At 52.0% G+C, this 14,669-nt stretch carries 2 protein-coding genes; both read right to left on the bottom strand.

Going from position 1 to position 14,669, the window contains the following annotated elements:
- Positions 1–17: 17 nt before the first annotated feature.
- Positions 18–3,854 carry a surfactin non-ribosomal peptide synthetase SrfAC gene (gene srfAC / locus HAP68_RS01630; protein WP_024084874.1) on the bottom strand — a complete coding sequence of 1,279 codons (3,837 nt, stop codon included), beginning with the start codon at positions 3,852–3,854 and terminating at the stop codon, positions 18–20.
- Between the two features lie 34 nt (positions 3,855–3,888).
- Positions 3,889–14,649: a surfactin non-ribosomal peptide synthetase SrfAB gene (srfAB, locus tag HAP68_RS19455; protein WP_046341126.1), complete on the bottom strand. Its 10,761-nt coding sequence runs from the start codon at positions 14,647–14,649 to the stop codon at positions 3,889–3,891.
- Positions 14,650–14,669: the final 20 nt, after the last annotated feature.

Here is a 14,669-nt window from a genome sequence, read left to right as displayed (position 1 = left end):
GCGGGCTTCCTCCTTTTCTATCGTGAAGCTGTCAGCTTCGGATGTTCCTTCCTTAGGAATTCGAGCAAATATGCCGCATTCCTTTCGAGACATTCTCCCTGTAGCATTTCTGCGTGACTGCCGCAGCCTTTTTTCACACGGTATTCACCTGTCGTGGCTTCCTCCCACGAAGCGAGCCACGGCGGCATCGCAAAGTCCGGTTCTGACGTTAATAGATCTATATCCGCATTGACCGTGCCGGTGCTGACGGTATGCACGAAATAAGAATAAAACGCGTTTGTTTTTTTGGCGAGACCTTCTTTGACGGCTTCGTCATTCAGCGCTTCGTTATCCCGGTTTACCTTCATCAGCGCCTGGACATCGCTTTCTACGGTGCGGCCTTCCAAGTCGCTGACGCCTTGTTTTTTATAGGAATCAACCATGATCAGCCGCTCCACTTTACGTCCTTCGGCTTCAAGCCGTTTGGCCGTTTCAAAGGCGAGCGTGCAGCCTGCCGAGTATCCGAACAGCTTGACCGGTCCTTCCGGCTGGAGCTGATTGATCAGCTCTGTGTAGCGTTCGATGCGGTTGTCTTCCTCGATAAAATCAAACGCACAGATTCTATAGCCGGACAGCTGTTTTGCCAGCGGCTGGTACATCAGCCCGTAACCGAGAACCGGCGGGAACGCAAACAGTGTGTCAGACTGATTTTTATTCATGATGGTGAGATCTTTCATTCCTTTTTCTTCACCGTGAAGCAGATAACCGGCAATGTCTGCGATTGTCGTCGCTTCGAATAACAGCTGCACCGGGATGTCCGTACCGAGCTCTTTTTTAATGCGCGACGCTGCCGTCATCGCTTTTAAGGAATGGCCTCCGAGCGCGAAGAAATCATCATGAATCCCGATCTGCTGTCTGCCGAGAATCTCGGACCAGATGTGTGCAATCGTTTCTTCCGTCGCGTTTCGAGGCCCGATCCATTCTTTCGCCGCCTGAGCCTGATCCGGTTTCGGCAGCTGCCGTTTATTGACCTTCCCGTTTGTCGTTAAAGGAAGCTCTTCTAAGAAAGTAAAGGTTTGCGGCACCATGTAAGCAGGAAGCTGTTTTTTCAAGTGCCTCTTTACGTCTTCAGCTGAAAGCGGCGTCCGGTTCACGAGATAGGCGTTGATTGATGCATCTCCGGACTCATGGCGGTCTGCAACAACGACCGCATCTTTCACACCCGGGTATTCCTGCAGCTGCTTTTCGATTTCTTCAAGTTCAATCCGGTGACCGCGTATTTTGACCTGGTCGTCAATACGCCCGGCGTATTCAATCGTTCCATCCGGCAGCCAGCGTGCTAAATCCCCTGTGCGGTAAAGCGTTTCTCCCGGCTTGAACGGATTTGGGATAAATGTTTGCTTCGTCAGGTCGTGACGGTTCAGATACCCTTTTGATACACCCATTCCGCTGATGCACAGTTCACCGACAGCTCCGAACGGCTGAAGCTGGTTTTGCCCGTTAAGAATATAAATACTTGCATTGCTGATCGGCTTTCCGATCGGCAATGAGGAAATGGAATCCGGTATATCATGCACGACGTGAGCTGTCGCAAACACCGTTCCCTCAGTCGGCCCGTAGCAATTAATCAGCTTGCCAGGCCCCATGATCTCAAGCGCCTTTCTGACGTGAGGCACAGACGCGCGCTCACCCCCGAATAACACACAGCGGAGCCCCTTCAGCCACTCCTCTCCCGCATCGGTGAGAAGATTAAAAAGTGCGGTTGTCGCAAACATGACATTGACATTCTCCTGCCGGATCAGATCAGTGAGCCGTTCTGTATCAAGCAGTGTATGTTCATCTGCGATAATGAGCCGTGCCGCATTCAGTATTGATGCGTAGAAATCAAAAGTAAATGCGTCAAAGGCATAATTCGAAACAGATAAGAACGTATCTTGTTCAGAAAATGCCATGTAGTCTACATGCTTGACCAATCCTTGTATATTGGCATGAGTGGTGATATTGCCCTTCGGCTTTCCGGTTGTGCCGGACGTATACATAATATACGCCGGATCATCGGGATCAATTGCGGCTGCAGGATCGCTTGCCTGTTCCTCAAACCGTGCTTGATCATCGATGATGAGTGTTGTTCCTGTATACGGCAGCTGAGCCGCTTTTTCTTTCATCTCCTGATGTGTCAGCAGACAGGCAGCCGCACTGTCAGTCAGCATATACGAGATTCGGTCCTCCGGCAGCTTCGGATCAACCGGCAGATAAGCCGCTCCCGCTTTTAATACGCCGAGAATGCCGATCACCAGTTCAAGCGAGCGCTTCGTGTACAACGCGACAACGGTGTCTTTACCCGCACCTTGTTTTTGCAAACGGCGCGCAAGACGGTTCGCTTCCTCATCTAATTCGCGATAGGAAAGAGTCTGGCCGGAATACGTAAGCGCCGGTGCATCAGGATTTACATTCACCGCTTCCTTGAACCAATCCGTCAGAGGCTTCGCCTGATGAGTCTCAGCCGGCGGGTTTAAGCCGGTAAGCAGAAGCTCTCTTTCCTTTTCATCAACAAGTCTGATCGTATTGACAGGGTGATCCGGCTTCTGGATGAGCTGCTGAATCGCTGTGAGAAGCTGAGATTTTAAGCGCAGGATAAACGCCTCATCAAACACATTCCCGTTATAGGCAAGCTTAATCAGCATCTCATCACCTGGAGAAGCCATCAGGTTGAGATCATAATTCGATTTCTCAAAAACATGGACGTCCTCCATATCAAAGCCGTTTTCACTGTTTTCTTCATTTTTTGCATCCTGAAGCGGATAATTTTCAAACACAATGATATGATCAATCAGCTTTGGCTGATCGGCCTGGCTTTGGATGTCATAGAGCGGCACATATTGATGAGGCTCAGACTGCAGCGATTGCTCCTGCAGCTGCTTGAGCAAGCCGTTAAATGTAGTATCCTCAGACAGCTTCACCCGCCTCGGAACAGCATTGATAAACAGCCCGACCATATGTTCAACGCCTTTGATTTCTGCGGGACGCCCGGAAACGACTGTGCCGAAGATCAAATCGCCGGACTGCTGGTAGCGGCTGATTAATACACTCCAAACCGCCTGCAGCGCCGTACTCAAAGTGGTATGCTGCGATTTTGCAAGCTCGGTAAATGCTTTTGTTTCCGCCTCCGGCAGTGAGAAGAGCAGCTCTTTCGGCTCATAGCCGTTCTCTTGTTTCTTTCTTTGCTCCGCAAATGTCGTTTGTCCTTCAAAATCTTCTAAGTACCCGCGCCAGTAATGCAGTGATGCTTGTTTATCCTGCTTTTCAAGCCACTTGATATAGTCTTTATACGGTTTGACCGGCGGCAGGCTGTACGGCTTTTGTTCTCGCAGGGCATTGTATACCTTAAACAGATCCTGCACGACGATGCCGAAGCACCAGCCGTCCAAAATGATGTGGTGGTAGCTCCACACCCATTCAAAGCTTTCTTCCGATTTTTTAAAGATGGCTGCCCGCATCGGAATATCCCGCGTCAAATCAAAGCCCTTGATCTTATCCTGTTCTTTGTATTCATTAATTTTGGATGCTTGCTCGCTGCCCGTTAAGTGTGTCAGATCGATTTCTTCTATCTGAAACTGCCGTTTTTTCAATACGACTTGGACCGGCCTTTTTACTTTTTCGTGAATGAACACGGTACGAAATACATCGTACCGGTCCATGATCACATTCATGCTTTCTTCAAGGCATTTGATATTCAAGCTGCCTTTTACTCTCATTGTCATTTGTTCGATGTAAAAGCTTTGGCCGGGATTCAGGAGAGTATGAAACAGCATTCCCTCCTGCATCGGCGACAAATAATACATGTCCTGAACTTGATCTTTTTTGAACTGGCTCATCTGCTCCGCTCCCCCCTTCTGTTAACTGTTTTTGTCACGTTAAATTCTCCTCAAGCATGTCAAAGATGTCTCCCATTTCATCCATCTCAAGATCCTGCGCGCTGAAATCGCTCGGCGTAAATTCTTTCTCCTCTTTGGCCGTGCAATGGCGGATGATCATTAAAAGATTGTCTTTAAACCGCTGCATCTGTGTTTCGACGGTGCTTCTTTCATATTCTTCCTGATTGTATGAGCAGGAAATGACGAAGCGGCCGCCTGTAACCATCCCGCTGAAGCTCAGTGCGTATAACGCCTCTGACTCTTCGCTGACTTGACGTCCCATATCATATGGAGACGGCTCAAACCATTCCGTTTTCACTTCATTGTCAAACTGCCCCAAGTAGTTAAAACTGATTTCAGGCGCGGCGCCTTTTTCTGTTTCATCGGATGACAGATACCGGAGAATCCCGTATCCTACACCTTTAGCTGGAACGCGCCGCACTGTCTCTTTTACCGTTTTAATGACGGAAGAGACGCCGTCTTCCTTGCTGATCTGCAGAATCAACGGATATTGGGCCGTAAACCAGCCGACCGTCCGTGAAATATTGACATTCGGTATGATTTCTTCCCGGCCGTGTCCTTCTAAGTTGATGCCGACTTTGCCGTTTTCCGTCCATTCACCGATCGTTAAGCCGAGCGCGCTGAGCAGAATGTCGTTGATTTCCGTTCCGTACGGATGATGAACATCTGTCAGCAGCTGTGCTGTTTCTTCCTCAGTCAATTCACATTTCACGGCCGCCGTATGTTTGACGAGCCGTTTGTCCGGATCATGGTCTTTCGGCAGCGGCCGCAGTTCTTCCGCATCTGCCTGCGCCCAATAATCCGCCTGCTTTTTCAGCTCTTCTGATTGCGCAAACGTGTTCAGCGCCTCCGCCCAATCTTTAAAGGAGTGGGTTTTTTGCGGGAGGACGATGCTGTTTTGCTGCTGCGCCTGTTTATAACCTGAAGCGAAATCCTCCAGCAGAATTCTCCATGAAACCCCGTCCACGACGAGATGGTGAACCGCGATTAACAGATGATCGCCTTGTTCTGTCCGGTATTGCTCCGCTTTTAACAGCGGGCCGTTCTCCAGATCAAGACTGCCCTGAAGATGATCGGCAAGCCGCTGAATCTGGCTTTTCAGCATATCCTCGTCCGTTCCGTACAGATCAACGATTTCAAAGCTTGCCTTGCATTCTGTGACAGGGAGGTATGTCTGAATGATGCCTTCCCTTTCTTCACGGTAAACCATGCGGAGCGCATCATGGTGTTCAATCAATGCTTGCAGGGTTTTTTCCACCAGGTCCGGATCAAAGCCGTCTTTCGCGTGAAGCATGACGGATTGGTTCCAGTGGTGTTTGTCCGTGAAGTTTTTCTCAAAGAACCAGCGCTGGATCGGCGTTAACTCCGCTTCGCCTTCGACAGGTCCCTGGTCGGCCTGCTTGCCTTCCGTCCGCTCCACATAGGAGACGAGCTCTTCGATGGTCGGGTGCTGGAAGAGATCCTTCATTTCCAGCTTGTAGCCGTGCTGGTTCAGGCGGCTCGCCATTTGGATGCCTTTGATCGAGTCGCCGCCGAGGGTGAAGAAATTATCGCTTACGCCGATCTGATCAAGACCGAGCACTTCCTCCCAAATGTCGGAAAGCAGCGTCTCCATCTCCGTTTCCGGCGCTTTGTAAGCGGCGCTTCCCGCTTCAATGTCCGGTTCCGGCAGGGCTTTTTTGTCAATCTTTCCGTTTGCGGTGACCGGAAGCTCATCCATCTCCACCCAGAACGCCGGCACCATGTAGTCAGGCAGCGTGTCTTTCAGCGCGGCTTTGAGCGCTTCAATATCGTCCTGCTGAGGCGCGACATAGGCGCAAAGCGCGGTATTGCCCGCTTTGTCTTCCACCGCCGTCACCGCTGCGTCATGAACGTCCGCAAGCTGGGCGAGGCGGACTTCGATTTCTGAAAGCTCGATCCGGTAGCCCCGCACTTTGACCTGCTGGTCAATACGCCCGATGTATTCGATGCCGCTCTGCGCGTTCCATTTGACGAGGTCGCCGGTCCGGTACATGCGCTCGCCGGGCACGAACGGATCTGCGGTAAACCGCTTCGCCGTTTCTTCCTCACGGTTCAGGTATCCGCGTGCCAGACCGCGGCCGGCCACGCACAATTCACCGGCAATGCCTTCCGGCTGCACCTGATCGCCGTCGCCGAGAATATAAGCTCTCGTATTGGCAATCGCCCGTCCGATCGAAAGCGATCCTTCCTCAGGATTGATGACGCCGCTTGTCGCGACGACGGTGTTTTCCGTCGGGCCGTAGTTGTTGACGATCGTGTACGGCTGTTTCACCGCCCGCTTCAGCTTGTCGCCGCCGACGAGAAGCATGCGGAGAGAGGTATTTTCCAGCTCCATAAATTGTTCGGCCAGCTGCGTCGGCAGGAAAGTGATGGTCACGCCGTGCTCCTCGAAATAGTGATTTAAGCGGGTGATATCCAGCCGGATCGCTTCGTCAATGACGTGAAGCTCCGCGCCGATGGTCCATGTCGGGAACATCTCCCAGATGGAGGCGTCAAAACCGAAGCCCGCGTATTTGGCGCTTTTATCATCCGCCGTCATGGCGAATGCGTCGTGATGCCAGAAGCACAGGTTCACCAGCGCATGGTGTTCGACCATGACACCCTTCGGCTGTCCGGTCGTTCCTGACGTGTAAATCATATAAGCGAGATGATCCGCCGTTGTTTCAGTCTGCGGGTTCGCTTCATCGTTTTCATCAAGCGGCAGGCTCAGAATGGAGCGTCCGCCGTCAAGCAGGATCGTTTCTCCTGTGTAGCCATCCGGCACGTCCAGCGCTTCCTGTGTGAGAAGAAGCTTGGCGCCGCTGTCCTGCAGAATGTAGCTGATCCGCTCTTGTGGGTAGTCGGGGTCAATCGGCACAAATGCCGCGCCCGCTTTCAGGACGCCGAGTACGCCCGCGGCCATTTCCAAGGACGGTTTCGTCAAAATGCCGACACGTTCGTCAGCCGTGACGCCGCAGTCTATGAGAATGCGCGCGATCCGGTTCGCCCTTGCGTTCAGCTCGCCGTACGTCCATTTCGCGCCGTTATATGCCGCGGCCGGCCGGTTCGCGTAGCGGGCGGCTGTTTCTTCAAAGAGACGGTGAACCGTTTTGTCCTGCGGCACAGAGAGTGTTTTTCCTTTCCATGCGTCAAGGAGGGCTTGTTTTTCAGCATCGCTGATCAGTGAAATCTCAGGCAGCTTTCTGTCCGGGCTTTCCGCCGCTTGCTTCAGAATCCGCAGGAACCCGGCGCTCCACTTTTCAATGGTTTCTTTTTTAAACAGATCAGTCGCATATTCAAACTGAAGGCCGAGACCTTCTTGATCCGTAAAGCCGCCGAGTGTCAGATCGAATTTCGCCGTGCCTTGGTTTGACTCATACGGAGTGATGCGCAGGTTCTCCAGTTCCAGTGTTTCTTTATCCGGATCTTCTGTCGTCACCATCACCTGGAACAGCGGGTTGCGGCTCATATCTCTCGGCAGGTCAAGCTTTCCGATCAGATCCTCAAACGGATAATCCTGATGCGCCAGCGCGTCGAGATTGGTTTGTTTCACCCGTTCGAGCAGCCCGGCGAAGGTCTGCTCTTTTTGCGTTTCATTGCGAAGCGCAAGCGTATTGACAAACATCCCCGGCATTTCCTGAACTTCGGCGCTCGTTCTTCCCGCGGTCACCGAACCGATAATGATATCGCGCTGTCCCGTGATTTTGCTCAAAAAGACATGGAACGCGGCGTGAAGCACCATATGAAGAGTCGCTCCCGATGATTCCATTAATTCACGCACCGCTTTTTCCGTCTCACGCCCCGCTCTGAAACGGACGGATTGTCCTTTAAAACTTTGAACCGGCGGACGCGGAAAATCGGTCGGCAGATTCAATTCAGGAAGCTCGCCGGAAAATGCCGAGAGCCAATAACGCTCATGGTCTTTCATCCGTTCGGCCTGCCCGGGTTCATTCTGCCAGACGGCGAAGTCTTTATAGTGCAGGTTCGGCGACGGCAGACTTCCGCCTTTGTAAAGGTGAGCGAGCTCTTTGACCAGCATGCTCCTGGACACGCCGTCGGCAATGATATGATGCATATCCAGCAGCAGCAGGTGTTTCTTTTCATTCAGTCTGACAAGAGCGGCCCGAATGAGCGGAGCCGCGCTCAGATCAAACGGCTTAATGAATGCCTGAATGATAAGATCCGCCTTCTCCTCGTCCGCTGCTTCAAAGATGTGCAGGTCAATGTCAGCCTGTTCTGCGATCTGCTGCATCGGCTGGCCTTTTTGATCGATAAAGGACGTCCGCAAAGATTCGTGGCGGTTGATCATCTGATTGAGCGCTTTCTGAAGCCTTGAAATATTGACTTCTCCTTCCATCAGAAGAACGGACGGCATATTATAGCTGATTGTCTCCCGATCAAGCTGGTTCAGAACGTACATCCGTTTTTGGGCGGATGATAACGGGTACGCGTCTGCACTGTCTGCCGGTGTGATCATCCGATATCCCTCAGATACCGCCGATTTTTCGATATATGCGGCAAGCAGGCGGACAGTCGGCTGTTCGAACAGCGCTTTTAACGGAACCGTTTTGTCCAGTTCAGCCTGAATATTGGCGAGGAGCATCATTCCTTTTAAAGAGTGCCCGCCGTAATCGAAGAAATTATCGTCGATGCCGAGCGTATCCGTACCGAGTGTCTGTTTCCAAATGCGGCACAGCTTTTCCTCCAATTCCGTTTCCGGCAAGGCTGAAGCAATTTGCGCCGTTTGGCTGACGCCCGGTTTCGGGAGGGCGTTTTTATCGGTTTTTCCGTTGGCTGTGAGCGGAATGCGGTCTACCTGTACGAAATAGGCCGGAATCATATGAGACGGCAGTGTTTCGGAAAGCCGTTTGCGAAGCTCAGAGCCTTTCAGCTCGCTGTCGGCTTTATAGTACGCGCACAGTTCCGGCAGCCCGCCTTCGCTGACTGCGAGAACGACCGCCTCCTGAATGCCGTTTACGCTTAACAGCACGGTTTCAACCTCTTTTAATTCAATGCGGTAGCCCCGGATTTTCACCTGATCATCCGCACGGCCGATAAATTCAATCGTCCCGTCAGGAAGCCTGCGGACGATATCTCCCGTTTTGTACATCAGGCTGTCCGGTGAAAAAGGATTTGAGAGAAATTTCTCCGCCGTCAGCTGCGGACGGTGAAGATATCCTCTGGCAAGCCCCTTCCCGGTAATATAAAGCTCGCCGCTTGCGCCCGGAGGAACGAGCTGCATTGCACCGTCCAATACAAGCGCGCCGGTATTTGCGATCGGGCGGCCGATGACGGGACGCTGCTCATATTGATCAAGACGCTCCATATTGATCCGTTCCGCAATGGCGCCGATCGTCGTTTCCGTCGGCCCGTAGTGATTGATGAAGTCGGTATGGGCGTATACGGCATGAAACTTGCGGACATCGGACGTGATGATCTTTTCTCCGCCGAGCACCACTAAACGAAGCGGGCTGAAACGGCGTTCTGACGTAAAACGGGCTGTGTTGACGATCATATGGAACAATGACGGCGTCAGTTTCATATACGTAATGCCGTTTTTCTGTATAAACTCACCAAGCTGATCAGGTGCGGTGTACGTCTCTTTCGGCACAATGTGCAGCTCTCCGCCCGCCTGAAGAATCGGGAATATGGCCGTATAGCCGAGATCAAATGCATAAGAAGACAGCAGCACGGATTTGTCAGCTTCGGTCAAACCGGCTTCACGGCTGAACCATGTGACATAATTGATTAGATTGCGGTGCTCCAGCTGGACGCCTTTCGGTTTGCCCGTTGTTCCCGAGGTATAAATGATATAGGCAAGCCGGTCGGCGCCGGGCTCCGTTTCAAGCCGGTCGGCGCTTTCGTTCTGCCATTCTCCGTCTTCCATTACGACCGTTTTTCCTTTATAAACGGCGGCCGCGGTCATGTTTCTCTCATTGACGACCAGAAGCTTCGTTCCGCTGTCTTCGAGAGAGTAGCGGATTCTCTCTTCAGGAGTCTCCGGATCAATCGGGAGAAATGCCGCTCCGGCTTTCATGACGCCGAGAATCGCGGTAATCAAGTCGGCCGAACGATCCATCATAATGGCCACGATGTCCTCACTGCCCGTTCCGCAAGCCTGAAGGTGTCGGGCAAACCGGTTCGAGCGTTCATCAAGCTCACGATATGTCAGACTTGTTCCGCCCGCAACCGCCGTGAGATCAGGCGTTTTTTGCGCTTGCCGTTCAAACAGCGAAACAAAAGTGCCCTCAGGCAGATCCGCTTCCGTCCGTTTTTCATCAGAAAGGAGCGCTTCCCGCTCAGGAGCGGACAGCAGGCTTGCGTCGGCCAGCTGAATATCCGGATTTTCGGCGCAGGCTTTAATCAGATTGACAAAATGAGCGCTCCAGCGGCGGATGGTTTCGTCCGCAAATAAGGCTTTCGCGTAATCAAAGCTCAATCCGACCTCTTCTCCGCGCTCAGCCGCTTCTAAGGAAAGATCAAATTTAGCGACATGATGATGCATGGAGTAAGAAGAAATCTCCAAATCTCCGAGCCGCAGGGCCGGGATCTCCATGTTCTGCATATTAAATAACACGCTGAACAGCGGACTCCGGCTTGTGTCCCTCGTTAACGGCAGTTTTTCAATTAATTCTTCAAGCGGATAGCTTTGATGCTCAAAAGCTTGAAGGCTCGCCGTTTTCACTTCATCCAGAAATTGCTTGAACGTTTTTTTGCCGGCAGGATGCGACCGAAGCGCAACTGTGTTGACAAACATGCCCGGCACGTCTTGGAGATCAGGATGCTGTCTTCCGGCCGCCGGAGACCCGACTATGATGTCTTCCTGCCCCGAATATTTGGACAGCAGCACTTGAAAAGCGGCTAACAAGAACATGTACATCGTCGTATCCGTATCAGCCAGCAGCTTCTTAATCTGCGCCGTCACCTGTTTATCAAGCCCGAAGATGACGCGTTCCCCTTCAAAACTGCGCTCGGCAGGACGCGGGAAATCAAGCGGCAGATCCAGCACCGGCAGATCGCCTTTGAACGTATCAAGCCAGTAAGCTTCGTGCTGATCAAGATTTGCTTTTTCACGCTGCCAGACTGAAAAATCCTTATAATGAATCTTTGGCAGCTCAAGCTCCGTGCCTTGATAAAGCTTCGCAAGATCACCGATGAAAATGCCCATTGAGCTCCCGTCCGTAATAATGTGGTGCATGTCAATCAGCAGAAGATGCCGGTCTTCTTCAAGCCGGATCAGCTTCGAACGGACCAGCGGCGCACGATTGAGCGCAAACGGCCTGATAAAGGCTTTTGTCAGCTCTTCTGCATCTTCTTCCCGGCCCTCGGCGGTTTCAAGCTCAAACGACACATTTTTATGAATGGTCTGCACGACTTCTCCATCTGCCATGTCAAACGACGTACGCAGTGTCTCATGACGGTTGATTAATGCCTGCATGGCCTCTTCAAGACGGTTTTTGTCTACTGATCCTTCCAGCAGAAGTACAGCAGGGACGTTGTAGCTCGTGCTGGCCTGTCCGAGCTGATTAAGGATATACATCCTGCGCTGTGCTGAGGAAACAGGATAATGCTTCTGATAAGGCGCTTGTCGGATCGGTTCAAACTGCTGTTCCTCCTCGCTCTCATTCTCCAAATAATGCGCAAGCTCCTGAATGGTCGGCTTTTCAAATAACACTTTAATCGGCACTTCTTTTTGAAAGTGCTCCTGGATTTTAGCGGTCATCATCATAGCTTTTAAAGAATGTCCGCCAATCGTGAAGAAATTGTCAGTCACACCCGCTTTTACACCGAGAATGCCTTCCCAAATGTCCGCGAGTTTCTGCTCCGCTTCCGTTTTCGGCGCTTCGTATTCTTTTTGAACGGCTTCAGCCTGAGGCTCAGGCAGCGCTTTTTTATCAATCTTTCCGTTCGCCGTCAGCGGAAACTGATTCATCTGGATGAAGTGCGCGGGAATCATGTATTCCGGAAGTGATTCCGAAAGCGTTTTGCGCAGGTCTTCCGGCGAAAGGGCTTGGTCTGCGGTAAAGTAAGCGCAGATTTCATTTTCATCCGCTTTATTTTTCCGGATCACAGCCGCAGACTCCGTCACATTCTCCGCCTGGCTGATTTTCGCCTCAATTTCGCCGAGCTCGATTCTGAAACCGCGGACCTTTACTTGGTTGTCAATTCTGCCGAGAAACTCGATCGTGCCGTCCGGAAGCCACTTCGCCAAGTCCCCCGTCCGGTATATCATTTCATCCGGTCTGAACGGATCGCGGACAAACTGCTTCTCCGTTAATTCAGGCAGATTCACATAGCCTCTTGCCACTCCGCTTCCGCCGACGCACAGCTCCCCGGGCGCGCCGATCGGCTGGAGGTTGCGGTTTTCGTCCATAATGTACGCAGTGGAATTTCCGATCGGCTTCCCGATCGGGATCGAACCGTCGTAGTCCTGATCAATGAGAAAACTCGTCGAAAACGTCGTATTCTCCGTCGGCCCGTAGCCGTTCCAAAGCGACAGCTCCGGTGATGCCTTCCTCACTTTGCTGACGATATGCGGCACAAGCGCGTCACCGCCGATGATGAGGTGCCGGAGCGTGTTAAACATGCCCGCATCCTTTTGGGCAAGCTGATTAAACAGCGGAGACGTCAGCCACATGGTCGTGATCCGCTGCTCTTTCAGAAATTGGGCGAATCGTCCGGCGTCAAGCAGTGTCTCTTTTTTCACCGGGTGCAACGCGGCTCCGTTCAGCAATGCGCCGAAGACTTCGAAGGTTCCGGCATCAAAGCTGACGGCTCCCGTTTGCGCCATCCGGTCTTCTTCATGAACCGGCACGTAATTCGAATGTTTGACGAGCCTGATGATATTTCTGTGTTCAATCATGACGCCTTTCGGTTTTCCTGTCGATCCGGATGTATACATGATATACGCCAAGTCGTTGCCGCCGGCCGGGAGATTCAAGTCTGTTCCGCTTACCGTTTCATCCGCGCTTTCATTCAGCATGACAATCGGGACTTGCAATGTGCCCGCTTGTTCTTGATAGTCCTGAACTGTCAGCACGAGCCGAATCGAGCTGTCTGCCGCCATAAAGCGGAGACGGTCCTCCGGAAAAGCCGGATCAATCGGCACATAGGCGCCGCCTGCTTTTAGGACGGCAAGCATTCCGATAACGGTTTCCGCAGACCGGTCGTTCATAATAGCGGCGGTCCGGCCTTTTTCCAGCCCGCTCTTCACAAGGTGTCTCGCCAGGCGGTTGGCCGCTTCGTTCACTTCACGGTAGGTCCATTCGCGTCCCTCTTCTTTTATCGCGATGCTTGCAGGCGTCCGGTTTGCCTGTGCTTCAAACAAACGGTGAACGGCCTCCTCTTCCGGAAGCGCCGTTTTCGTATCATTGAATATCTCAACAATCTGCCGCTCTTCTTCGCCTGAAACAAGGCCGAGTTCCCGCACGGGCGCGTCAGGCGTTCCGACCGCCGCTTTCATCATGCGGGTCAGATGGTGCGCCGTTCGTTCGATGGCATCGTGTGCGAAAGCCGCTCCGTTGTATTTGATTTTGACAGTCCACGTTTTTCCCGGATACACGATGAGATTGAAATCAAAGCTCGTCTGCTCAAAAGCATGTTCAACTTTAATGGAAAAGCCGAGTCTTTCCTCCATGCCCCCGTTTTCCAGCTCTTTGTCCAGCGGATAGTTTTCAAACGCGACCAAATGATTCAAGAGGCTGCCGTCCAGAGCGGAGCGCTTTTGAATGTCATAGAGCGGCACATAATCATAGCGCTCGGCTTCCACGGCGTTTTTCTGAACTGCCGCCATCACGTCAGAAAAGGCTGCATCTTTGTCAATCTTGATTCTGACAGGAATCGTATTGATGAACAGCCCCGCCATCGTTTCAATGCCGTTGATTTCTGAAGGACGGCCTGATACGACGGTGCCGAACACCACATCGTCTGTATAGTTGTATTTGCTGAGCACCGCACCCCAAACGGCCTGAAACAGGTTAGGCCCCGTGACTTGATGCCGGTTGGCGGTCTGCTGAATCTGCGCGACCAGCTCTTCATCCCAGACAAAAGAATATTCTTCATTTTGGTAGTCTTTCTTTTCTGGTGCCAGACGGCCCGGGAGCAGGCTCGGCTGTTCGAAATCCGCCAGGCGGCTGCTCCAATATTGTTCCGCCTCCTCATAATCCCTGCCTCCGAGCCATTTGATATAGTCAGAGTAAGGTTTGCCCTGGCTTCCCCCGGCGGGCCGGCCGGCACGAAGCGCTTCATAGTTTTGAAACAGGCTTTTCATCAAAACGCCCATACTCCAGCCGTCCATGACGATATGATGATTGCTCCAGACGAGATACAGTTCCTTCTCACTGAGCCTGAACACCGCCGCTTTAAAGAGAATATCCTTCGCCAGATGAAAGCCCTGCTGCTGCACATCGCGTTTATAGCGTTCAATATATTCGGTTTGGCGCGCTTCATCTAATTGACTGATATCTTCATAGTGCACCTTCGTCTTCCGCTCTGCTAATACGACTTGGCGCGGTTTTTGAAGCTGCTGGTGCACGAATACCGTACGCAGGATGTCATATGTCCGAATCAGCTCATTGACGCTTTTTTCAAAAAGCTCAAGCTGAAAGCTTCCGTGAATCCTAAGCTCTAATTGTGTGAAGTAGGAGGAAGAATGCGGATCAAGCAGCGCATGATACAGCATTCCCTCCTGCATCGGTGTGAGTGCATACACCTTTTGAATCGATTTTTTGCTCATATGTCACCTCTGTCTTTTCT

The sequence above is a fragment of the Bacillus sp. Bvel1 genome, assembly GCF_014872755.1.
GTDB classification, from domain to species: domain Bacteria; phylum Bacillota; class Bacilli; order Bacillales; family Bacillaceae; genus Bacillus; species Bacillus velezensis.
This window is presented reverse-complemented; position numbering and strand designations above follow the sequence as displayed.

Coding starts and splice junctions, on each gene's coding strand:
- srfAC (WP_024084874.1), bottom strand. CDS start 3,854: ATGAGCCAGTTCAAAAAAGATCAAGTTCAGGACATGTATTATTTGTCG.
- srfAB (WP_046341126.1), bottom strand. CDS start 14,649: ATGAGCAAAAAATCGATTCAAAAGGTGTATGCACTCACACCGATGCAG.